Raw genomic sequence first — 23,699 nt, forward strand, 5'->3', positions numbered from 1 at the left:
CGGCGATGAGCGAACCCCAGACTGACATCATCGTTGTACCGGCCCGGTACGGATCGTCCCGCTTGCCGGGTAAGCCCCTGCTTAAGCTGACTGGACGGACTTTGCTTGAGCGCGTCGTTGCCAATGCGCGCCGTGCCGCATCGCTGACTGAAGGCTGCGACGTCGTGGTCGCAACGGACGACCAGCGCATCGCGGATCACGCAAAAGAAATCGGAGCAGGCGTCGTGATGACCGATCCTACTCTCGATTCAGGGACCGCCAGGGCCCATGCAGCGGCATCTCAACTGGGTGCGCAGCCCGAGCGTGTGATCTGCCTTCAGGGCGACGCACCGTTTATATCGCCGGACACCGTCGCCGCTCTGATCGCGGTACTTCGGAAAAGCGGATCGGAGGTCGCGACGCCGGTGTTCCAGCTGGATTGGGGCAGGCTGGACCTATTGCGCGCGCACAAGCAAAATGCGCCTTTCAGCGGTACGACCTGCGTAAGAGCCGAAGATGGCCGCGCCTTGTGGTTTTCCAAAGCGATCCTGCCGGCGCTCCGTAACGAGAAATCGCTGCGGGATGCCGAGCGTCCCTCGCCCGTATGGCAGCATCAGGGGCTTTATGCGTATACCATGCAGTCGCTCGACTGGTTCGTGCGGACGCCGCCCGGCAGATATGAGGTGCTGGAGGGTCTGGAGCAGTTGCGCTTTCTTGAGCACGGCAAGACAATCGCCACTGTACCAGTCGAAGCGCAAAAGCTTGGCCTGTCAGGGATCGATACTCCCGCCGACCTTGAACTGGCGGAGGCCGCGATCAGGGAGATGGGGGATCCCTTTCCTGCATGACACTACCGATTGCGGTGCGCGGAGCAGCCGCTAAAAGCCGGTGCATGTTCGTCATCGTTCGCCACGGCAATACCTTTGAATCCGGTGAGAAGCCGCGGCGGATTGGGGCGCGAACCGATTTGCCACTGACGGCAACAGGTGTTGACCAAGCCGCCGCTCTCGGTCGGCATTTCGTGCAAAAAGGTTGGCAGTTTGTGCGGGTTTTGGTGTCTCCGCTCGCTCGGACGCGGCAAACGGCTGAGGCCGCGCTCTCGCATTTCCCTAATGCTCCGGATCTTGAGTTTGCGGATTTCCTTAAGGAGATCGACCACGGACCGGATGAAAACAAGACTGAAAGCGAAGTCATTGATCGGATCGGCGACCACGCTCTGAAAGCCTGGGATGAAACCGCCCAAGTGCCGTCGGATTGGGTTGTCGATCCCGAGAGCCGAATGACCGCATGGCGTGAACTCTTCGCGGCTAATTCGGATGCTGACGGCGCAACTCTCCTCGTAACGAGCAACGGGGCCGCTCGGTTCGCGCTTTTGGCTGACGAGTCGCTGCTAGGGGATGCCGTAAGATTGGGTTCTCTAAAGCTGCCGACCGGCGGCTATGGGGCGATCGTAAAGGATGATGAAGGGGTGCTTCGCCTTGCCGAATGGGGCGTTCGACCGTGACGTTATCTCGAACGGGTGTATCGAGCCGCGTGCTTCGCATGCCTCCTTTCCCCGGAGCGCGCACAGGAACGGTCAGCGAAGAAGGTATGGCTTCCGAACCGCTTGACGCGGCCTCGCGCGCGGAGGTGTCTGACGCGTTGCGATCCGCCAGAGTCGGCGGCGAGTTCTGGGCCAAACCTGCTGAGCTTAAAACGCCGGTCGATGTCGCCATTCGCGCTCGCTCAAGTGACGAGGCGTCGAAACTGCGGGACCAATGCGGGAGCGGCGTGTTTTGTATCCCCTGCGACCATGCGGCGCATGAACACGACCAATCCGGTTTCGACACCACGTGCGATATAGATCCTTGGTCGGTGCTCTCGAAAGTGGACCACCTGATCGCGCACGGAGACGATGAGTGGGTTGCGCTGGCTAACACTGCCGGTGTCTCGGTACAGGTTCTGTCTCCCGGTCGTTTCGGCTCGCCAGACGACGACAGCGAAGCACTTAAGCAGCGAGCGGCGGCAGAGCTTGCGGGGCCGATGCCTGACCCGTTCTCACACGGTTGGTTGGAGCCGCTGGCGGCGATCAGGCTGCTCGCCGACTGGCGCCGGGCAATCGATGCCAATCGCGGTGGGCCGTCGCAGACCATTGTGGGCGCTTGCGGGATAAGCTGGTGGAAACGGGATGAAATCCGCCGATTTCTGTGGGTGCCGGAGGTGTCCCTGCGCATTGTGTCAAACGCATCAAGGGCGCTGGATATCGCTCAGGAGCGCGGCGGCGCGCTCGCCATCTGGCCCTCGCGGATATCTCCGTCCGTTTTGGAAGATGCCAAGCGGCGCGGGATTCCGCTCGTGCGCGTCGAAGACGGGTTCGTGCGTTCCGTGGGACTGGGAACAAACCTCGTCCCGCCGTCATCAGTCATAGTCGACCGGCAGGGCATACACTACGATCCGGATGCGCCGTCCGATCTCGAGGAAATACTTGCGAACACCGTTTTCTCAGGAGACTTGCTCGAGCGCGCTCGGAAACTTCGGCAGGCGATCGTCAAAAACCGGATCAGCAAGTACGCACGCGGTTCCGCGAGCGATCCAGAAGCACCCGCCCTGTCTGCCCGAGGTCGGATCGTATTGGTCCCCGGCCAGGTCGAAGACGATATGTCGGTCGTTTATGGTGGGGGCGGGCTGACCTCCAATCTGGAGCTACTGAGGCGCGCGAGAGAATTGGAGCCTGGCGCCCACCTCGTTTGGAGACCGCATCCTGACGTAGACGCTGGCCATAGAGCCGGGGCGGTCGCGGATGACGATGCGCTCAAGTTTGCCGACAGCATCGTGCGCGAAGGGACCATGGCTGACCTCCTGGGCTCGGTCGACGCGGTGCATGTGTTGACCTCCCTTTCCGGGTTTGAGGCGCTGCTGCGCGGGCTTGACGTGACTTGCCATGGCACGCCGTTCTATGCGGGCTGGGGCCTGACGACGGACATTGGCTCAGTGCCGGAGAGAAGGGCGCGCGTACTATCATTGGACGAATTGGTCGCAGGCGTTTTGCTGCTCTATCCGCGATATCTCGACCCCGTGACCGGTCTGCCCTGTCCGCCGGAAATCCTTGTCGAACGCATGGCGGAAGAGCAAATGCCAAACCGCCAGAGCTGGGTGGAGCCCATCCGCCGCTTTCAAGGTAAAATCATGACGCGCTTTCGGGCTCGGTCCCGTTTGGAAGGGAAAAATTGACTCGGGTAGTCCTCGATATTTCGCGCCTTATTTCACGGGTTCGCCATTCGAGCCCATCGGGTGTAGACCGCGTTGAGATGGCTTATGCCCGCGGGCTGTCGGGCCGCTATGGCGGGGATTTGGGCTTCGCCGCCGTGCATCCGTCAGGCGTGTACGGCAGGATACCGTCTGGAGTTGCGGCGGATTATCTGGATGAGCTCGACAGCCGCTGGGCGGACACCGGCGCGCAGAAGGGGCAAAGATCACTCCCGTCGGTCCTGCCCTGGATCCGCCGCCTTCTTCCGAAGAGTGCAGGAGTGGGGTCCGCCGATGTTCTGGTGCAGGTCTCGCCCCATCATTTGATCCGGACCGACAAGGTGCGGCGAATACTCGCCCGGGAGGACGCGCGGTTCGTCTGCATGGTTCACGACCTGATACCCATCGAATATCCCGAATATGCGCGGCCAGGCGGAGCCGAACTGCACGAGGCGCGGATGACGACTGTCGCAGATCTGGCAGATGCGGTGATTGTGAATTCCGAGGCAACCGGCCGGTCTTTGGAGCGCTGGATCATGGGCCAGCAGAAAGCCGTGCCACCAATTCATGCTGCGTTGCTGGGAACTCACCCAATTGCTGCGGCGGCTGACCACAGTTTTGCCGACGGGAGGCCGTATTTCCTCTGTCTCGGGACGATCGAGCCGCGCAAGAACCACCTGTTGCTGCTCCATCTGTGGAGGGACATGGCGGCCGCACTGCCCGCGAAAGAAATCCCGCGGCTCGTCATAATCGGCAGGCGAGGGTGGGAGAATGAGCAAATCCTCGACCTCCTCGATCGTTGCCCCGTGCTTGAACCACATGTGCAGGAGGTGAATGGCTGCGGAGATCTGGAATTGGCAGCGATGATTCGCGGGGCGACCGCGCTGCTCATGCCGTCATTCGCCGAGGGGTTCGGTATGCCCATTGCCGAAGCATTGTCCGTGGGCACGCCGGTGATCGCCAGCGACATCGCCGCGCATCGCGAAGTTGGATTGGACGTGCCGGAGTATCTGGACCCACTAGATGGGCACGGTTGGAGGCAGATTATACTTGATTATGCGAAGCGTGGGCCAGCGCGGCAAGCGCAGTTGGATCGTCTGAAAAGTTGGAATGCGCCGGACTGGAGCGATCACATGTCGATCGCAGCGCAGGTAATCGAGGACGCCGCTAAATGATGCGCACGTTACTCGGCAGGTTCCGCTAGATGATCGGCGTTTTCGGCTACGTGCGAGCGGCCAGCGACGCTGTCGATCTGGGTGCCAAAAACCTTGTCCCAGAAAATCGAGGCGACTCCGAAATTCGCATTATTGGCAACGAAGTGATGGCGCATGTGATGCTGCTTGACGATCTTCGCAATCGGGCCTCGCATCGGCCACTGGTGGCACGCATAATGCGTCACGTCATAAGCGACGTAACCCGACATGAAGCCAAGGCAAAACCACGTTCCTGCTCCCCCCGCGACCATGTAGGAGAGGCCCCAGATCAGCAATCCAACGGGCACACTGACAACCGGAGGCATGAGATTACGCAGATGATCAGCCGGCTGGACATGATGGTTACCATGGATGGCAAACATCATTCGTTTGGCAGGCAGCCAATCGGGATCCCAATGGAAGATGTGCCGATGCGCGATATATTCGAACAGGCTCCAACTCAGCACACCGACAGCCGTCAGCCCTGCTGCGGCCAGTGGCGAAGCAGTTCCCCATCCCGCGAGCACGAGCAATGGCAGCAAGGTAGCCCAAATGAGGGCAAACCAGCCAATAGACGTGACGGTCATCTTTTCGAGCAGGGGGTTGTCGAAAATAATCAGTCGTTTTTCTTCGGCCGTAGGCACTTTCATAGTGCATCCGTTACGACAGAAAAGGTCGCTAAATGTCAAGGATCAAGCGTTAAAGTGTATAGTATTGGCCACTCACATGCACAGCTATGTGGCGCAATGGTCACGGTATGACGATTCGGCGCGATTTCACGAATATTCTCCTTACAGGTGCTTCCGGAGAATTGGGTAGCGCTCTTGCGCTGCATCACGCTCGGCCTGGTACCTCTTTGACGCTATGGGGACGAGACTTGAGCAAGCTTCGCTCAATCACCTCGAAGGTCGATGAACGCGGTGCCGACGCACGTAGCTTCAGCCATGATCTTATGGATATCGAAGGGGCCGTCGAAGCCGTAATTGAACAAGATCGCAGAGCGACCTTCGACCTTGCTTACTTGGCTGCTGGGATCGGCGATACCCGCGGATCTGGCGAGCTCGTCGAGGATCCATCGACTGTGCACAGGACCGCGCAAGTCAATTTTACCGCGCCCGCTTCCATGGCCGCAGCACTGGCGCGGCGTATGGCTGAGCGAGGAGGAGGCCGAATTGTGTTGATCGGATCTGCTGCCGGGCACCATTCGCTTCCGTTTGCGGCCGCATATTCGGGTTCCAAAGCGGGTCTGGCAAAATTCTCGGACGCCTTGCGTGTCGCCGTCGAGCCCCATGGTGTCATTGTAACATTAGCCGCGCCCGGTTTTCTCGATACGGCGGCCGCGCGCGCGAATTCAGACAAACGCCCGATGGAATTGAGTGTAGATGAGGCGGCCCGGCGCATCGCGAACGCTGCCGAGAAAGGCAAGAGGCACTATGTAACGCCTTGGCCGTTCGTTTTGCTCAAAGCGCTCGACCCGATGCTCCCGAGCGGCTTGCGGGACAGGCTTCTCAGGAGCCTTGAGTCTTAAGAGTTTGCTTTTGCAAAGCTCTCTGGCGAAGTTGCGAAACCCAGTATCGCATGATGCAGCTCTGCCGGGCTGATGTCGCGGCGCTCATTTGCGGCGGTAATAACTTGCCCGTGCTCGTCCAGCTTCAATATCACATACGGAGTGTGTCGGTCGCCTCCCGGCTCGCTAAAGCCTGGAATGCTTGGCCTGTGATCTCCAAAGAAGACAAGTAGCGCGGGCTTCCTCTGCTCCGAAAGGCCTTCGATCAACTGACCAAGCATCGCGTCTCCTGCACGGACAAGACGATTGTAATCGTCGAGAAGAGAACCTGCCTCCTCCAATCCGGATTCCGCCCAAGGGCCGTGGTTCTCTATCGTGACGGCGTAGAGAAAGGTCGGTGAAGAGGCGTTGCCGGCGAGTTCGAGAATCTTGTCTGCCACCGCCCCATCGGTCACGTATCTGCCTTCCGAGGGTGATGGCGGGGCAAATGCATGACTCCCCACCAGCTCTGTGAAGCCGGCCCGGGGCAAAATCTGATGTCGGTTGTAGAAGCGCATGTCGTGAGGATGCACGAAATGGCTTTGCCAACGCTCTTCTCCCAATCGGCGAGGCAATGCAAAGTCGGAGTCGTTGATTGCGGTGAGATAGGGGTCGTATCGCCGAAAGCCCAGCTCCTCCTCATCCTGACCGAAAAGGACGCCATATTCGGTTCGCATGGTGTAGGCGCCAAAGCCGCTCACCTCGAGATTGCCCCATTGCAGCGCCGCGCTTCTAGCCTGTTCGAGATGAGGCAGCTGAAGCGCATGGTTGCCGAAAAGCTCGACAGGATCGGCGAAGGATTCGCACTGTACTACCACCAGAAGCTCCGGCTGCGTTTCCTGAGCTCTCGGCTGCGCACTATTACTATCAGAGTTCGTTGCGACCCGCCCTTGCTTGCTGTCAGCAATCCAACGGATCCAATAGATCAGTAGAGTTGGCAATAGGCCGAGTTTCGCGACGTCCAGTTCGATATTGGGCGATCTACCCAGACTACGAAATGGTCGCGTTTTCAAGACGACGAAAATTAGCAATAGGGAAACCCCAGCGATCACCAGTCCCCCGACCCGTAACGGCAAATTCTCTTCGAAAAGAATCGCAAGCGCGGCGAAGATGACCGCTAGTGCGGCAATTCCGGTCGCCTTGTGCCAAGTTTCAAGCGCCGAAAAATAGAACTGAGGATGGCGAAAAACCGCGCCGACCAGCGCCAGATCCGAGAAAAGGAGTGGTTCACCGAGTACCCGGCGTTTCGCGCTCGACGCAACCACCAGCAAGAGATGCAGCGCGACGACCAGCACCGCCGCCAGCAGGGCGTTACCGCTTAGCGCCAGCAACGCACCGTACGTTGCGGATGACATGAGAACGATAAGCCAATGTGCGCTGCTAACGGGCAATTGGCGCAGCGGCACCGGGCGAGCGTATGCATTGATCGCAAGCGCGATGAGGCAGACGGCCGCGAGTACGGGGAACGGATTGATCACTGTGTAGTCATATCAATGAGGTGTGGCGTGCGCGATCGACGATCCTGTGCGTTGCAGTAACCTTTTGCCGCGCTTAGACCTTTTTGCGGTCATATCGCAATTGATCCTCTTCGCTTTTGCAGCAAAGGTGCGTATGAGCGCATTAAAGGGTTAGGTGTAGTGATTTCTCAAAGTTTGCGCGATTTTGAAAACAGCCTCGGAAGCGGCGGACGAGTCGCCCGGGATCCCATCTCCCTATACGGCGACGATCACGAAAAACGCGGTGATACGAAATCTCCCCGTACGGTGCTGTTGCTGCAGGGCCTCATGGGCCGACTTTTCCGGCGCTTGGGGCAGGAACTGATCAGCTCCGGCCACACGGTGTACAAAGTCAATTTCAATGGCGGCGACCGGATGTTTTGGCGGCTTCCTGGGGGCATCGACTACCGCGATTCGCTGGAAGAATGGCCTGACACCTTACGCTCGATCATCGCAGAAAAGGGCATAACTGACGTCGTTCTGTTCGGTGATTGCCGCGCACATCATATGGCGGCCACAGCTGTATGCCGCGAGCTGCATATACCGGTTCATGTCTTTGAAGAGGGATATATCCGGCCCGATTGGGTAACCCTTGAGCTCGGCGGCGTAAACGGGCATTCGACACTGCCGCGCGATCCCGACTGGTATCGCAGGGTGGCGGCGGAACTCCCGCCCGTTCCGGAGCACAAGCAGGTGCCGTCCTCGTTCAAAAGGCGTGCGCTCGAAGGACTGCTCTATAACGTCGCGGATGTTTTAAGCCGTTGGTATTATCCGCACTGGGCCAACCACCGACCCTGGCATCCCTTGATCGAAGGGATTGGCTGGGCACGCAAACTGGTCCGCGGGAAAGAACGTCGCAAACGTTCGGAAAAGCTTGTCGAAAATCTGCTCGCGTCTGAAGCACCGTACTATTTGTTCCCTTTGCAGCTAGCCTCCGACGCGCAAATTCGGCTTCATTCTCCCTTCGCCAGTATGACCGATGCGCTGATGATGGTCATCAGGTCATTTGCCGAGAATGCGCCTGACAATACTCGCCTGCTGGTGAAGGAGCATCCTCTCGACAACGGTGTGTGCGATTGGCGTGAGGAAACACGGTCGATGGCGACCATGCTGGGTGTCGCTGATCGCGTCGATTACATGAGCTGGGGCGATATCGTGCCGGTCGCTGAGCAGGCCGAAGGGATGGTGGTCATCAATAGCACCAGCGGGACACTTGCTCTGGCTATGGGTGTCCCGGTCATCGCTTTGGGCCAAGCCGTGTACGATATTGCCGATGTCACGTTCCAGGGCGGTATCGACCGGTTCTGGGATGAGGCCACTCCTCCAGATCTGGCCACATTCAATGCATATCGCCGGGTGCTCGTCGAAAAGTGCCTGATTCCCGGAGGTTTCTTTTCGGATGAAGCGCTCGACAAAGTGGTGCGGCACGCGGTGGCGCGCTTCGAGGGCAAGCGACTTCTGGTCGAATAAGATCGGCGGTCAGATTGCGGAACTGAATGTCCTCTTCCTCTCTTGCCGAAACGTATCGAATAGCGCGGCGATGCTGCGCGCGTAGGGCAGTCCGCCCGGGGTGATGGATAGCGTCATATCGTCGAGCACGGCCAATTCGCGATCGAGGAAGGGCGTCAGTCGCTCCCTCACCTGAGGCATTTGGCACAAAGTGATTTCAGCCGAGCCTTGGCACAGCAATTTCTCGATCGCCGCGCCATTCAATCGGTCTCGCCGTGAGCGTGTGACGCCGTGGGAAGCCGACAATCTGCGCTGGCTTGCAATCATCCGATAGCGTCCGCTGTTCTTTTCGTTCTGCGCCAGCAACTCTGGAAATGCGCTGATAGCGCTGGCGCCGAGCCCGATCACGGCATCGGCGCTGTCATCGGTGAACCCCTGGAAATTCCGCCGTAATGTGCCGCTTCCTGCTGCGGCAGCTAGAGGATCATGCGGTAAGGCAAAGTGGTCGAACCCGACTGCGTCATAGCCATGGCTGGTGAGAAACTCATGCCCTAGCCTCGCCATCTGGAACCTCTCGCGATTGCCTGGGAGAACGGCTTCGTCGATCATCCGTTGCCGCGGTACGAGTTGCGGCACGTGGGCATAGCCGAACAAGGCGATCCGGTCGGCCGCGAGAAGGCGCGTATATTCGAGACTGTCTTCCAGATCCCGCTCGGTCTGACCGGGAAGGCCATACATCAGGTCGAAATTGAGTGACGTGACGCCTGCGGATCGGAGCCAGTCGATGCTGCGGCAGATGAGCGCGTCCGATTGTTCGCGTCCGATCGCTTTCTGGCAATGCGCAGCGAATGTCTGGACGCCCATGCTGGCCCGAGTAATGCCGGCGCTGCCGATGGCCGCTCCCCATTCGCGGGTCATCGAGCGCGGATCGAGTTCGATAGACCAGGCGGGAGTCACAGTGCCGAATTGCCGGTTTATCGCCTCGACAAGACCGAGAAACTCATCCGGCCTTATCGCATTGGGGCTACCGCCCCCGAAGGCGATGCGCCGGACACGCGCTGAGTCGGGTAGCAGGGTGGATACGGTTGCCAGTTCGGCATGCAGCGCATCGAGGTAGGACTCCACTCGCTGACGCCTGCCGGAGGCTCCGGTATTACAGCCGCAATAATAGCAAATCTTCTCGCAAAACGGGACATGCAGATAGAGGGAGACGTCTCCTTCAGCACGCTCGATCGCCGCTCCAAGCTCCACCGGATCAATGGGTCCGAAATCGGCAGCGGTCGGATAGCTGGTGTAGCGCGGCACTGCTTTTTCGAGCAGATCTGAATGATAGGTCCACATACTCAGCCTGATGGAGGCGGATTGCCTTTGCGTCGTTGATCTGGATCAAACGATTTACGGCAATTGACAGCGTGGCAGGCTCCAGCAGAACAGGGAGGCTCTTTTTCGGGAGTGCCGTTGCCGATTGGGATCGCGATCGTCCCGCCGCCGCACAGTTCGGCCATCAAAAGCTCTTCTTTCGCGGATGGCGGACCGATCGTCAGGGAGATCAGCGCGAAACTTCCCAAAAGCGCCGAGCAATTCATACATCGTCCCCTTCATCTTCATCGATCAGGATGCGCTGAGCGGCTCCGTCCAGATCCTCGAATTGTCCGTGCTTCATCGCCCAAAAGAACACCGCGAGTCCTAGGGCGCCCATTCCAAGCGCGATGGGAATCAGGAACGTGAGCCCGGTCACGCGCTCGGTTCCTTGGCCGAGCGGGCGAGGCGCAGCGAATTGGCCACCACGACCAGCGAGCTGATCGACATCGCGATGGCCGCGATCAAAGGCGTAACAAAGCCGAACAGCGCTAGCGGGACAGCGCAAACATTATAGAGCACGGAGAAGCCGAGATTTTGCCGCACGATCTTCATCGTCCGTCGCGCGACCTGCACGGCGAGCGCGACCGGCATCAGATTTCGACCTATAAAGACCGCATCGGCTGCCTGCTGGCTGACATCGCTGGCGTTTCCCGGAGCGATCGAGGCATGCGCCGCGGCGAGGGCGGGGCCATCGTTCAGCCCGTCCCCGATCATTAGCGGTTTCCGACCGCTCCGTTTCAAGAGTTCCAGAGCGCGCAATTTATCCTGCGGCGTTGCGCCTGCTTGCGCGTCGAGTTGCAGCTCATTGGCGACGGCCTGGACTGCACCGCTACGATCACCCGACAGGATGCTCGGTTTGATCCCCAATGTCTTCAAGGCTGCTACAGTCTTGCTAGCGTCGGGCCTCATCGGATCTTCGAATACGATCAGCTGGGACCTTCCGTCTACGCGTAGGCTGACCGAGATCTCGGTGCCGGAGCGTGATGTGCGCTCCAGCGCGACCTCCCGTCCGTCCCAATTTCCCGTGACGCCGCAGCCCTCGATCTCTCGTACGCACTCAAGTCTTTCCGGCTTTGTATCGCACTCGCGCAATGCGCTCGTCAGGCCGCGGCTGAGAGGGTGGCGACTTGTTTGGGCGAGGGCCAGCGCTATCGCCCTGTCATCGCTTCCCAATGCATAAATGTCTGGCCGCGGCTCACCCAGCGTCAGCGTGCCTGTTTTGTCGAGCAGGGCCGTATCGCATTCGGCAAGCCGTTCAAGCGCGCTGCCATCCTTTACGAGCAGGCCGCGCTTCAGCAAAGCTCCGGAGGCGACCACCTGCGCAGCCGGAACGGCAAGCCCCATGGCGCAAGGGCAGGTGATGATGAGGACGGCAATCGCGATAACCAGCGATTGGTGCCACCCCGTGCCTGCGATCATCCAGCCGATAAAGGCCAACAGCGAGAGCGTGTGCACGGCAGGCGCATAGAGCCGCGATGCACGATCGGCGATGCGGACATACCGGCTGCGCGACTGCCCCGCTTCGTCCATGAGACGCGCGATCTCCGCAATCGCAGTGTCGGACGTCGTTCTGGTAAGCCGTATCCGCAATGGCGCGCCGAGGTTGATTGCCCCGGCATGGACCAGGCTGCCTTTGCTCACATTCTCTGGCGCGCTTTCCCCTGTCAGCATCGAATTGTCGATCGCACTGCTGCCTTCGTCGACCTCTCCATCGGCTGCGAGGGCTTCTCCAGCGGCGACCATTACCAGCATGCCCGGTTCAAGCTCGTCGGCAGGCAACCGTGCGGTCGATCCATCGGGTGCAATGACGGTTGCCGATTTTCCCATGCTCCCCAGCAACGCGCCGATACCTGCACGGGTTCGCGTGCGCATCGAGGCATCGAGCGCACGGCCGCTCAGCAGGAAAAACAACAGCATGACCGCGCTCTCGAAATAGGCGTGTCCTCCGCCGGTCGCCGTTTCGTAAAGGCTCAGGCCTGTCGCGAGCAGCACGCCGATCGATATCGGAACATCCATGTTGGTGCGGCGATACCGAAGGGCCATCAACGCGGAAGCGAAGAACGGCCTTCCGGAGTATGCGATTACGGGAAGTGCGATGACCGCCGAAAGCCAATGGAACAGCTCGCGTGTCGCTCCTTCGGCGCCGGACCAGATGCTGACCGAAAGCAGCATTACGTTCATCATGCCAAAGCCGGCTACGGCGAGCGCTCGCAGCAGTTTTTTGCTTTCCGCATCATCGGTGCCCAGCGGATTGTCGGCGACCGGCTGGGACTCGAAACCGAGCTCGCGTAGCGCGGCAGCCAAATGCTCTTCGCCAATCGCGGGGTCGTGCAGTACCGCCACGCGCTTCGCGGAAAAGTTGACCCTGACGGACTCGACACCATCAAGTTCCGACAAATCGCGTTCGATCTTGCCGATGCAGCCTGCGCAGCGAATGCCCGGCGCGGTCAGACGGGTGTCGATTAGCCTGGATTTGTCATCGGCGATGATTTCCGTTGGCGCGTTCATCTGAGTTTGCGCTCTTCCGCCCACCTGAGCCCGCCGCTTTCGATGTGCAAGCGGACGATCCAACGCCCCGGTGCGACCGGGTTGACCGAGCGGTATGTTCCGGTCTCTCCCGGCGCGCGGGCGAATTCGAGTGCTGTTGTTTCACGCTCTCCAACAGGCCGCCTGAGTTCCGCTGACACGATCGCGCCATTCGGCACACCGTTGGTCTTGACTTCCAGATGCCCGCTGTGACCACGACCGATTTCGGCAGTCCAGCCGAGCGCTTTGCTGCGTTCCGCCTCGCCCAGCCACTCGTTGAATTTCTGGCTGGCAACATAGGTGTTTTCTACGATCACCCCGCCAAAGCCGCTGACCGCATGTGTTGCCATCAGAAGATTGACTGCAACGACGATGCCGAACCCGCCGACCATCACCTTCGTCATGTCGCGGCCTGTGAATTCACGTTTCATTGTGCTGCTCCGGGGCTGGTGAAGAGGGTTTGCTCGGCGTCCGTCTCCCGCTGTTCATCGAGCGACGTGACGCGGATGGAGAAGTTCTGTTCGGCGGTATCCGGGCTCGCGACGACGTAAGCGCGCACGGTCTGGGTCGCGTCAGCTGGCACATCGACTGCTTGCGAGCGAGCTGCGTTTTCCTGCCCGATCGTATCGGTCCACAAAACCGCACCCGGCAGACCGTCGAGCGCTATCTCCATTGTACGCGGGCGGCTCTCCATATTGCGCAGCCTGAGTGTGTAGGCGTTGCGAACCGATCCGTCCTTGAGCAGTATGAAAGCCGGATTGCGATCGGGCTGCACAGAGATTTCGGTGTGCGTGCGGGTGCCTAACGCAAACAGCATGGCGCCTCCGATGCCGCTCCAGATCATGAGGTAGGCGAGAGTGCGTGGACGCAGCAATGCGCGCCAGGCCGGGCGAGCTGGTTTGCCGACCGCTTCCGCTTCGCAATCTTCGAGTGTTGCATAATCGATAAGGCCGCGCGGCCTTCCGACATCCTTCATCACGCGGTCGCACGCATCGATGCAGAGCGCGCAGGTGATACATCCAATCTGCGGACCTTCGCGAATGTCGATACCCGTCGGACAAACCTGGACACATTGCAGGCAGTCTACACAGTCGCCGTAATCACCGGGGTTTTTCTGGGATTTCTTGAGGCTGCCGCGCGGTTCGCCGCGGAAATCCTTGTACGTCACCAGCAGCGACTTTTCGTCCATCATCGCAGCTTGGATGCGCGGCCACGGGCACATGTAAATACAGACTTGCTCGCGCATGAACCCGCCGAGCACGAAGGTGGTCGCGGTCAGGACCGCGACGGTTGCATAGGCGATCGGCGCGGCATCGCCCCGCCAGAATTCGTAGGTGAGCGTCGGCGCGTCGGCAAAATACATGATCCAAGCGCCGCCGGTCCAGAAGCTGATGAGCAGGTAGACTGTCCATTTACCGCTGCGCCGCGCAATCTTTGATGCGCCCCAAGGTGCGCTGTCGAGCCGCACCCGAGCATTGCGATCACCATCGAAAAATCGGTCGATATGCTGGAACAGGTCGGTCCATACGGTTTGCGGACAGGCATAGCCGCACCATGCCCGGCCGACGGCGCTCGTCACGATAAACAGGCCGATGCCCGCCATGATGAGCAGGCCTGCAACATAATAGAATTCATGCGGCCAGATTTCGATGCCGAACATGTAAAACCGGCGGTTAGCAAGATCGATCAACACCGCCTGGTCGGGAGCGTAGGGCCCCCGGTCCCAGCGTATCCAGGGGGTTCCGTAATAGATCGCGAGCGTCACGATCATGACCGCCCATTTGAATCTTCGGAAAGGCCCGTCGATCCGCTTGTTATGCACGGTCGGGCTTTTTTCGTAGAGCTTTTCGGGCACGCTCGCCGGCGCGGGCTGCTTGGGGGCATGGCGCTGCGTCGCAGCAATCGGCTCCGCCTCGGCTACATCCAGCGCGCCGCCCCAGTCGCGGGGCGGTTTGGCATCGGGCTTGGGATGCTCTTTGCCGGGTTCGTCAGGGTTGGCCATTGAAGGCGACCGTCGCTTCCTCTTCTTGCGCTTCTTCCGGTTGCGGCGATGCTTCCCCGCCGCCGCGCGAATGGACATAGGTTGCAAGCATTCTGATCGTCGCCGGATCGAGGCGGTCCTTCCAGCCGGGCATGACGCCGTGTTTCGGATAAAGGATCTGCTGGCGGATCTGCGCAGCTTCGCTGCCGTAAAGCCAGATCGCATCGTTAAGCGCAGGCGCGCCCTGGATTTGATCTCCTTCACCCGAAGGCTGATGGCAGGCAGCGCAGTTTACCGCGTATGTCTCTGCGCCGGATGCGTTTGGCTGCGCTCTGCCGCTTAGCGACAGTACGTGTTGAACGAGCGCGTCGAGCTGCGCCTCGTCGAATATGCCTTCGAAGCCGGGCATGTAACTGAGCCGGGTCTGGTCAGATCCCTCCCACCGGATGCCGTGAAGCAACGTGTTCTCGATCGCTTCAAGGTCGCCGCCCCACAGCCAGTCATCGTCATTCAGATTGGGATAGCCGCCTGCGATCCCCGCCGCACCGGCGCCGTGGCACTGAACGCAGTTCACCTGGAATGCGGCCGCTCCGCCCGCAATCGCCTGCTGCTGCAATTCCGGAGACGATGCGATTTTCTCGATATCCGTCGCTGCAATCCGCTCGAACACGTCTTGGCGTGCGAGGTCTGCTGCACTCATATCCTCGGCCAGCTCGCCCCGGCTCGACCAACCGAGTACTCCGGATGTCGCACGGTCGATCATCGGCCACGCGGGGTAAAAGACGGTGTAGGCAATCGCCCAGGCCACTGTCGCGTAGAAGGTCCAAAGCCACCAGCGCGGCAGCGGGGTGTTCAGCTCCTCGATGCCGTCCCATTCATGGCCTACCGTTTCCGTGCCGGTTGGCTCGTCGATCCGTTTTCCGGGTCCGGTTTCATTCGCCATCATCATTGTCCTCAAGGATGGATTGCGCTGCATAGTGGTTCTTGTCGCGGGCGCCCGGGCGGAAAGGCCAGAGGCAAAGGCTCACGAAAATGATGGCCATCGCCAAAAGTCCGTAGCTATCGGCAAACTGACGCAGGGTCTCGTAATCGGTCACCGGCCTGTCTCCTCGGCAAGTTCCTGCTGAGCGGCTGCGCTGTTCACATCGATAAGTGTCCCCAGCATCTGCAGGTAGGCAACGAGCGCATCCATCTCCGTCACGCGCGAAGGGTCGCCGTCGTAATCGCGAACCTGAGCCTTGGGATAGCGGGCTTCGAAATCGACGAGGTCGGTGTCGGGATCGGCCTGACCGATCAGATCGTTCTCGGCCTGCGCAATGTCTTCGTCGGTGTAAGGCACACCGACCGTACGCAGCGCGCTGAGCATCGCACCCGCATCGGCTACGTGCAGTTCGGTCTCCGATAGGAAACGGTATTTCGGCATGATGCTTTGCGGAACGACGCTTTGCGGATCGTTCAAATGCTGCACATGCCATTCGTCGGAATAACGGCCGCCAACGCGCGCAAGATCGGGGCCGGTCCGTTTTGATCCCCACTGGAATGGGTGGTCGAACATGCTTTCCGCCGCGAGGCTATAGGCACCGTACCGCTCAACCTCGTCGCGGAATGGTCGTATCATCTGGCTGTGACAGGTGTAGCACCCTTCGCGAATGTAGATATCGCGTCCCGCCTGCTCGAGCGGGGTGTACGGACGCATTCCGTCGACTTTCTCGATCGTGTTGTCGAGATAGAACAGCGGGGTAATCTGCACCAAGCCGCCTATCGCAACAGTGACCAGCGTGGCGACCGCCATCAGTGTCACGTTGCGCTCGATACGCTTGTGGCCCTTGACCGTTTCCTTGACCATTGGATCAGCCATCAATCGGTTCCTTATTCAGCGGGTTGCGGCGCAAGTGGGCGGTCTGCCTCGGCATCGTAGGCGGCTTGATAAAGAGGCGCTTCTTCGCGGAGCCTTCCGGCGATTGTCATCCAGACGTTGAAGGTGAGGACCGCGGCTCCTGCGAGGTAAAGCAGTCCGCCGAATGCGCGCATCATGTACATCGGTTTGAGCGCGGTGACGGTGTCGATGAAGCTGTTCACCAGGTACCCGTTGGCATCGTATTCACGCCACATCAGGCCCTGCGTGATCCCGGCGACCCACATGCTCGCCGCGTAGAAAACGATGCCGAGCGTCGCGAGCCAGAAGTGCCAGTTTATCATGCGCAGCGAATACATCCGCTCGCGTTTCCAGAGCCGCGGGACGAGGAAGTAGATGCAGGCGAAGGTGATCATGCCGTTCCAGCCCAGTGCGCCCGAATGCACATGGCCGATGGTCCAGTCGGTGTAATGCGACAGGCTGTTCACCGCCTTGATGCTCATCATCGGCCCTTCGAATGTGCTCATTCCGTAGAAGGCGAGGCTCAGCACCATCATTCGGATGACGGGGTCGGTCCGAACCTTGTCCCACGCGCCGTTCAGCGTCATCAGGCCGTTGATCATTCCGCCCCAGCTGGGCATCCACAGCATGATCGAGAAAACCATGCCGAGCGTCTGCGCCCAATCGGGCAGCGCCGTGTAATGGAGATGGTGCGGGCCGGCCCAGATATAGAGGAAGATCAGCGACCAGAAGTGGATAATGGACAGGCGGTACGAGTAGACCGGCCGGTTCGCCTGTTTCGGCACGAAGTAGTACATCATCGCCAGGAAGCCGGCAGTCAGGAAGAATCCGACCGCGTTATGGCCATACCACCACTGCGTGAGTGCATCCTGGACGCCCGCGAAGACGCTGTAACTGCGTGATCCCAGCAGGCTTACCGGCATCGATAGATTGTTGACGATGTGGAGCATCGCGATGGTGATGATGAATGCGAGATAGAACCAGTTCGCGACGTAAATGTGCGGTTCCTTGCGGCGCACGATGGTTCCGACGAAAACCACGAAATAGGCGACCCAGACAATCGTCAGCCACAGATCGACATACCATTCGGGCTCGGCATATTCCTTCGATTGGGTGACGCCGAGAAGGTATCCGGTCGCGGCTAGCACGATGAAGAGCTGGTATCCCCAGAATACGAACCGGGCGAGACCCGGAAAGGCAAGCGTCGTACGGCAGGTGCGCTGGACCACGTAGAAACTGGTCGCGAGCAGCGCGTTGCCGCCGAAAGCAAAGATGACCGCCGAAGTATGCAGCGGGCGCAGCCTGCCGAAATTGAGCCAAGGTTCGACATTGAGTTCCGGAAATACGAGCTGCAAGGCAATTACGAGGCCTGCAAGAAGCCCTGCCATTCCCCAGAAAACGGTGGCGATGACGCCCCACCGGATCACGTCGTCGTAATAGCGCGATGGACCTTCCGGCATACGGAAGATGCTCTGCGCCTTGGCCATCGGATCGTATTTCGCGAGCGTCGTTATCATCAGCCCGAAGGCCACAATGGCGATGATGAGGGCATGCGCCGCAAAGCCGGGATCTTGCGCGCCGACATAGGCTGCGAGCGCCAGAATGATCAGAACGAACCAAAGGCCGGACCGGCCTACAACGCTTTCCATTACGAATGTCCTCCTGTCTGAGGTTTCGTTAGTCGGGCTTGCGATTGCTCACATTGATCGAGATCAAAATCGCTATCGATGGTGGTCGTTCGCTCGGATTTCCGGCAGTGCCCGGAAAGATGGGCGAGGGTTTTGAGGTCGCTAACGACGATGCGCGCCCGACCGCAGGTTTCGATCAGGCCTTGTTTGCGAAGGGCGCCGAGCTGACGGCTGACCGTCTCGCTCGTCAATCCGAGTGAGTCAGCGATATCCCGGCGCGACATCGGGAGGTCGAGAATGTGTTCGCTGCCATCCCCGGTACCGATCCTCTCGGCCATCGCGAGCAGGAACCCTGCAAGCCGCTCGAGCGCGCTCTTTTGACCGAGCGCGACTGCCTTGTCGCGGCAGCGGTGCAATGCCGTCCGCTGCCGCTCGAGCAGCGCTCTCGCGATGCGTGGATCACCCGATGCGCAGTCGAAAAAAGCGCGGGCCGGAAAAACAAGCAGGTGCGTGGGTTCTAAGGAGCAGACGCTGTAACAATGGAGATCGTCAGCAGGGACTGAGAAAATGTCTCCACCGAAATGAAAAGCGATGATCTGCTCACGATTGCCCGATGCGCAGGCCGCGAGCTTCGTCGCGCCCGATCCGACATACAGCACTTTGCTTTCCGCGGTTCCGAGCTGCGCCTCTTCATGGGAGCGCAGCGATGTCGCGACGGCCATTGCTCTTAGTTGCAGGCCTGCGCGCGCTGCCGGTTCGACCCCGAATGCTGTCCGCATGAAGATATCGAAAGACGCCAGTTGGTTCATAATCAGCCTTACAGCGGTGCTTGTTCACGCTTGCTGATTGCTCCCGAAATGCTGCTTCGTCTTTGATCGAGATCAATGCGCGTACAATTTCCGGTCGGCTAATCCAGCGTCAGAAACAGCAATAATCCTGGGTCGCATCGTGCGGCCGCTGCTGTTGTCAGGGACAAGACCATGAAGACTATCCTAGCCATCACGAGCGCTGCTGTTGCGCTGGTCGCATCGCCGGCCGCCGCGCAGGATCGCACCGGAGACGTCCAGATCAAATTGATGGGAACCGCCGTCCTACCCGACGGTGAAATCGATGAAGTCACCGTCGACGCTGTCGGCCTGCCTGCGGATCTCGATACCAGGGCGAACGACAACGTGATCCCGAAGGTCTCGATCGAATACTTTGTGACCAACAACGTTTCCTTCGAAACGATTGTCGGCATAACGCAGCACGATGTCGACACAGTGTCGGGCTTTCCAGCCGGCACTGAGCTGGTGTCGGATGCGCAGCTTATTCCAGCCACGATCACGGCAAAATATCACTTCGATGCGGGAGGTATCAAACCGTATATCGGCGCAGGCCCAGCCTATTTTCTGTGGGTGAGCGATGAACCCGGCGCGGCGACAATACCGCTTGGCGTGACCGACACCGACCTTTCCGATGAATTCGGTTTCGCGCTGCAGGCCGGGGTCGATATTCCTGTGGGAGATTCGGGTTTTGGGTTCACTCTCGACGCCAAGCGCTATTTTGTGGACACGACCGCGCGCTGGTTTGCCGGTGATACGCTGGTGATCGAAACCGAACACAATCTCGATCCTTGGCTTCTGAGCGCCGGGGTCAGCTACCGGTTCTGACTGGCCCGTTATCCCAAATGGCACGGCCCTGCGGGCGTATCGCGCGTGGGGCCGTTTCATTTGGGTGCGCACATTTTCTCGTTGGCTTGATCCACTGGTCGGGTATGACGCGGCGAGCCCCCAGCGGGCTTCGAGCGCGGAGCAACACCTAAGGACATGGCATCAGGCCGAACACAACCGCCCGGACAATGGCAGTTCTGGATCGACCGCGGGGGCACGTTCACAGATATCGTTGCACAGTCGCCGGATGGAGACCTGCGGACCGCGAAATACCTTTCGGAAAACTCAGGCAGTTACGACGATGCAGCGCTGCACGGCATTCGGCAATTCCTCGATCTGGCAGCAACCGATCCGATCCCGAGCGAATTGATCGCCGCCGTTAAGATGGGCACCACCGTCGCCACCAATGCTCTGCTGGAGCGGGCTGGCGAACCTACAGTCTTTGTCACGACACGCGGCCATCGCGACGTTATCGAGATAGGATATCAGGCGCGGCCGGATACCTTCGCTCTCGATATTCGCAAACCCGAACTCCTCTACGATGAAGTGATCGAGGTGGATGAGAGGATCAGAGCCTCGGGCGCAATGGAAAGACCGCTCGATCTGGAGCAGGCGCGCGCCCTGTTCGAAGCTGCTTATCAACATGGATATCGCTCGATCGCGATCGCCCTTTTGCACGGCTACAAATATCCCGAGCACGAGCTAGCGCTGTCGGATCTCGCGCGCGAAATCGGCTTTCAACAAGTGTCCAGCAGCCACGAAGTCAGCCCGCTGACCAAGATAGTCTCGCGCGCGGAAACGACTGTCGTGGACGCCTATCTGACCCCGATCCTGCGAGAGTACGTCGAACGGTTCTCTGAGGCGTTCGGCGAAATTAGCGAGCCAGGGAAAGTGCTCTTCATGCAGTCGTCCGGCGGCTTGGTCGACGCAGCCAGCTTCCGCGGTCGCGATGCCATCCTGTCAGGACCCGCTGGCGGGATTATCGGCTGCGTGGAAACTGCTCGGCAGGCCGGTTTCGACAAGGTGATCGGCTTCGACATGGGCGGGACGTCCACCGATGTGTCGCACTATGCGGGCGAGCTGGAAAAGGTCTACGAAACTGAAGTCGCGGGCGTGAGGATGCGCGTGCCGATGTTGCATATCCACACGGTCGCAGCGGGCGGCGGATCGGTGCTGCGGTTCGAAGATGGGCGCTTCCAGGTCGGGCCGCAATCTGCAGGCGCCGATCCGGGGCCGGCCTGCTACCGCAATGGCGGCCCGCTTGCGGTGACCGACATAAATCTCTGCCTCGGCAAACTCAGCCCTGAACATTTCCCGAAAATATTTGGTCCTCAGCAGGACCAACCCCTCGATGTGGAAGCCGCGCGTGAAGGCTTTGCCGAAATTGCCGCAGCCTTGGGAGACGGCAGAACGATTGAAGAGGTCGCCGAAGGTTTTCTCGACATCGCGATCGAGCACATGGCACAGGCGATCAAGAAGATATCGATCGCGCGCGGATACGATGTCGAAGATTACGTTCTCAATTGCTTCGGCGGGGCTGGAGGCCAACACGCATGCCTGGTGGCGGAGCGGCTGGGCATTCGAACGATCCTGCTGCATCCGTTTGCCGGGGTGCTGTCGGCTTACGGAATGGGGCTCGCGAGCACCAAGGTCGAAAAGCAGCGGGTTGTCGGGCGCGATATCGACAATGGGGTGGCTGATCTCATCGAAGCTTTGATTGCCGAATTGGCTGAAGAGGCGCGCGCAGAATTGGAGGCGCAGGGCCTCGCAGCCGCTGAGGCACTGATCGAGGCCAAGGCACTACTTCGGTACAAGGGCACCGAAACCACCATCAACGTGCCGGTCGCGGAACCGGAGGCGATGCGTTCTGCTTTCGAAAAAGCGCATGAGCGGCAGTATGGGTTTGTTTCGCCAGACAAGGCCGTGCTGCTCGACACCTTGATCGTGGAGTGCAGCATTGTTGGTGATAGCCCCCCGGTGGACGCTGAGCAGGAGAAGCGAGCTGACGCTGCCGAGGCCACCGGGCGTACGCGGCTTTTCGCGAAGGGCAGTTGGCACAATGCCCCAATCTTTGACATCGCGTCGCTTGGCTTTGGTCACGAGATCGCCGGTCCAGCCATGATTATCGAGCCCACCGGCACGATCATTATCGAGCCGGGTTGGGAAGGGCGGATCGACGCATTCGGGCACCTGATCCTGTCCCAATGCAACCTGACGCATGATCGGATGGAAGTTTCATCACAAGTCGATCCGGTGACGCTCGAAATATTCAACAATCTCTACATGTCGATCGCCGAGCAGATGGGCATCGTTCTGCGCAACACCTCGCAATCGGTGAACGTGAAGGAGCGGCTCGATTTCTCCTGCGCGATTTTCGATCGTTCGGGAAACCTGGTCGCCAACGCGCCGCACGTGCCGGTGCATTTGGGATCAATGGATGCCAGTGTGCGCACCATCATCGAAAGCGGTCAGGACATCGAACCGGGCGATTCTTTCGTGCAGAATAATCCGCACAATGGCGGCTCGCATCTTCCCGACATCACGGTTGTGACGCCGGTTTTCGACAATGATGACAAGCATATCCTCTTCTTCGTCGCCAGCCGGGCACATCACGAGGATGTCGGCGGCATATCACCGGGATCGATGTCGCCGAAGGGACGCGCGATCCATGAAGAAGGAGTGCTGCTGGACAATCTCAAACTGGTCGAAAGCGGCACATTTCAGACCGACCGGATCGAGGCTGCCTTTGCGAGCGGCCCGTACCCAGCGCGCAATATCGCACAGAACATCGCCGACCTGATGGCGCAGATCGCGGCCAACGCAGCTGGAGCGACCGAGCTTCGGAAACTCGTCGGCACTTACGGGCTGGACACCGTTCATGCTTACATGCTGCACATTCAGGACAATGCCGAGCAGGCGGTCAGGCGCTTGCTCAAAACACTGGATGGCGGCGAGTTCGCTCTCACTGTCGATAGCGGGGCGACTATCAAGGTAGCGATAGATACGGACGGGGCAAACGGCACGGCAATTATCGACTTTACCGGCACCAGCGAGCAGCAGGACAGCGCTTTCAATGCCCCTGTTGCGGTGGTCAAGGCGGCGGTTCTCTACGTCATCAGGTGCCTCGTCGCGGACGATATTCCGCTCAATGCCGGCTGTATGAAGCCGCTCGATATCGTCGTACCCGAAGGATCGATGCTGAACCCAAAATTCCCGGCGGCCGTGGTCGCGGGGAACGTCGAGACCAGTCAGGCGATCACAGATGCGTTGTTCGGTGCGCTGGGCGAGCTTGGCTCGAGCCAGGGCACCATGAACAACTTCACGTTCGGCAATGAGCGGTATCAGTATTACGAGACGATCTGTTCAGGGGCTCCGGCAGGTCCGGGCTTCGATGGCGCGGCAGCGGTGCATACGCATATGACGAATACGCGCATGACCGATCCTGAAATCCTTGAGCAGCGCTACCCTGTCTTGCTTGACGAGTTCCGCATCGATCGCTGCTCTGGCGGGCGGGGACAATGGAATGCGGGTGATGGAATTACGCGCGCCATCCGTTTCCTTGAACCGATGCATTGCTCGATTTTGTCGGACCACCGCACGGTCCCGCCAGTCGGGATCGCAGGCGGAAAGGACGGGCGCCTTGGCCGCAATCTTGTCGAGCGCGTAGACGGGTCGGTGGAAAATCTCGGCGGATGCGGCTCGGCAGAGGTGCAGGTTGGCGACCGGATCGTTATCCAGTCTCCGACAGGGGGAGGATATGGTCCAGTTTCGAAGCTCAAGTAATCT

The 23,699-nt window shown here is 59.7% G+C and carries 20 protein-coding genes; 8 read left to right on the forward strand and 12 right to left on the reverse strand.

The window, feature by feature from the left end:
• Positions 1-5: 5 nt before the first annotated feature.
• The 4 genes from IB285_RS02140 to IB285_RS02155 all read left to right on the forward strand — a co-directional run bounded on the left by IB285_RS02140 (position 6) and on the right by IB285_RS02155 (position 4,379).
• Entirely contained in the window at positions 6-827 is an 822-nt protein-coding gene (locus IB285_RS02140; RefSeq protein ID WP_190786627.1) for a 3-deoxy-manno-octulosonate cytidylyltransferase, read from the forward strand.
• Entirely contained in the window at positions 824-1,483 is a 660-nt protein-coding gene (locus IB285_RS02145; RefSeq protein ID WP_234033037.1) for a histidine phosphatase family protein, read from the forward strand. The genes IB285_RS02140 and IB285_RS02145 overlap by 4 nt, the downstream gene beginning before the upstream one ends.
• A gap of 137 nt (positions 1,484-1,620) precedes the next feature.
• Entirely contained in the window at positions 1,621-3,189 is a 1,569-nt protein-coding gene (locus IB285_RS02150; protein ID WP_234033038.1) for a capsular polysaccharide export protein, LipB/KpsS family, read from the forward strand.
• Entirely contained in the window at positions 3,186-4,379 is a 1,194-nt protein-coding gene (locus IB285_RS02155) for a glycosyltransferase family 4 protein (protein ID WP_190786629.1), read from the forward strand. The genes IB285_RS02150 and IB285_RS02155 overlap by 4 nt, the downstream gene beginning before the upstream one ends.
• Positions 4,380-4,387: 8 nt before the next feature.
• On the opposite strand, the gene IB285_RS02160 is transcribed toward IB285_RS02155, so the two are convergent.
• Positions 4,388-5,047 (reverse strand): sterol desaturase family protein, encoded by a 660-nt coding sequence (locus IB285_RS02160; protein ID WP_190786630.1) that lies wholly within the window; start codon positions 5,045-5,047, stop codon positions 4,388-4,390.
• 107 nt (positions 5,048-5,154) lie between these two features.
• Here IB285_RS02160 and IB285_RS02165 point away from each other — a divergent pair, with 107 nt between their 5' ends.
• Positions 5,155-5,925 (forward strand): SDR family NAD(P)-dependent oxidoreductase, encoded by a 771-nt coding sequence (locus IB285_RS02165; RefSeq protein ID WP_190786631.1) that lies wholly within the window; start codon positions 5,155-5,157, stop codon positions 5,923-5,925.
• On the opposite strand, the gene IB285_RS02170 is transcribed toward IB285_RS02165, so the two are convergent.
• The gene (locus tag IB285_RS02170) at positions 5,922-7,421 is read right to left on the reverse strand and encodes an LTA synthase family protein (RefSeq protein WP_328705836.1); all 1,500 of its coding nucleotides are present in this window, start codon (positions 7,419-7,421) and stop codon (positions 5,922-5,924) included. The genes IB285_RS02165 and IB285_RS02170 overlap by 4 nt on opposite strands.
• Positions 7,422-7,727: 306 nt before the next feature.
• Between IB285_RS02170 and IB285_RS02175 the strand changes: the two genes are divergently transcribed.
• Positions 7,728-8,909 carry a capsule biosynthesis protein gene (locus IB285_RS02175; protein ID WP_190786632.1) on the forward strand — a complete coding sequence of 394 codons (1,182 nt, stop codon included), beginning with the start codon at positions 7,728-7,730 and terminating at the stop codon, positions 8,907-8,909.
• Positions 8,910-8,918: 9 nt separating this feature from the next.
• On the opposite strand, the gene IB285_RS02180 is transcribed toward IB285_RS02175, so the two are convergent.
• The 10 genes from IB285_RS02180 to IB285_RS02225 form a co-directional block, all read right to left on the reverse strand.
• Positions 8,919-10,229 carry a radical SAM protein gene (locus tag IB285_RS02180; protein WP_190786633.1) on the reverse strand — a complete coding sequence of 437 codons (1,311 nt, stop codon included), beginning with the start codon at positions 10,227-10,229 and terminating at the stop codon, positions 8,919-8,921.
• Between the two features lie 241 nt (positions 10,230-10,470).
• Positions 10,471-10,626: a cbb3-type cytochrome oxidase assembly protein CcoS gene (gene ccoS, locus IB285_RS02185; protein ID WP_190786634.1), complete on the reverse strand. Its 156-nt coding sequence runs from the start codon at positions 10,624-10,626 to the stop codon at positions 10,471-10,473.
• Entirely contained in the window at positions 10,623-12,758 is a 2,136-nt protein-coding gene (locus tag IB285_RS02190; protein ID WP_190786635.1) for a heavy metal translocating P-type ATPase, read from the reverse strand. The genes ccoS and IB285_RS02190 overlap by 4 nt, the downstream gene beginning before the upstream one ends.
• On the reverse strand, positions 12,755-13,207 hold the full coding sequence (locus IB285_RS02195; RefSeq protein ID WP_190786636.1) for a FixH family protein: 453 nt from the start codon (positions 13,205-13,207) through the stop codon (positions 12,755-12,757). Before IB285_RS02195 ends, IB285_RS02190 begins: the two co-directional genes overlap by 4 nt.
• Entirely contained in the window at positions 13,204-14,778 is a 1,575-nt protein-coding gene (ccoG, locus tag IB285_RS02200; RefSeq protein ID WP_190786637.1) for a cytochrome c oxidase accessory protein CcoG, read from the reverse strand. Before ccoG ends, IB285_RS02195 begins: the two co-directional genes overlap by 4 nt.
• Entirely contained in the window at positions 14,765-15,700 is a 936-nt protein-coding gene (ccoP, locus tag IB285_RS02205; protein WP_190786638.1) for a cytochrome-c oxidase, cbb3-type subunit III, read from the reverse strand. The genes ccoG and ccoP overlap by 14 nt, the downstream gene beginning before the upstream one ends.
• On the reverse strand, positions 15,690-15,854 hold the full coding sequence (locus IB285_RS02210; protein ID WP_190786639.1) for a cbb3-type cytochrome c oxidase subunit 3: 165 nt from the start codon (positions 15,852-15,854) through the stop codon (positions 15,690-15,692). Before IB285_RS02210 ends, ccoP begins: the two co-directional genes overlap by 11 nt.
• A complete protein-coding gene (gene ccoO, locus IB285_RS02215) occupies positions 15,851-16,615 on the reverse strand; it encodes a cytochrome-c oxidase, cbb3-type subunit II (protein ID WP_234033040.1) in 765 nt (254 codons plus the stop codon). The genes IB285_RS02210 and ccoO overlap by 4 nt, the downstream gene beginning before the upstream one ends.
• 11 nt (positions 16,616-16,626) lie before the next feature.
• A complete protein-coding gene (gene ccoN, locus IB285_RS02220) occupies positions 16,627-18,282 on the reverse strand; it encodes a cytochrome-c oxidase, cbb3-type subunit I (RefSeq protein ID WP_190786640.1) in 1,656 nt (551 codons plus the stop codon).
• Entirely contained in the window at positions 18,282-19,070 is a 789-nt protein-coding gene (locus tag IB285_RS02225; protein ID WP_190786641.1) for a helix-turn-helix domain-containing protein, read from the reverse strand. Before IB285_RS02225 ends, ccoN begins: the two co-directional genes overlap by 1 nt.
• 171 nt (positions 19,071-19,241) lie before the next feature.
• On the opposite strand from IB285_RS02225, the gene IB285_RS02230 reads away from it, so the two are divergent.
• Positions 19,242-19,913, forward strand: a complete 672-nt coding sequence (locus IB285_RS02230) for an OmpW/AlkL family protein (RefSeq protein WP_190786642.1) — start codon at positions 19,242-19,244, stop codon at positions 19,911-19,913.
• A gap of 156 nt (positions 19,914-20,069) precedes the next feature.
• Positions 20,070-23,696 carry a hydantoinase B/oxoprolinase family protein gene (locus IB285_RS02235; RefSeq protein WP_190786643.1) on the forward strand — a complete coding sequence of 1,209 codons (3,627 nt, stop codon included), beginning with the start codon at positions 20,070-20,072 and terminating at the stop codon, positions 23,694-23,696.
• The last annotated feature ends 3 nt before the right edge of the window (positions 23,697-23,699 follow it).

The organism is Erythrobacter rubeus, from assembly GCF_014705715.1.
Classification (GTDB): domain Bacteria; phylum Pseudomonadota; class Alphaproteobacteria; order Sphingomonadales; family Sphingomonadaceae; genus Erythrobacter; species Erythrobacter rubeus.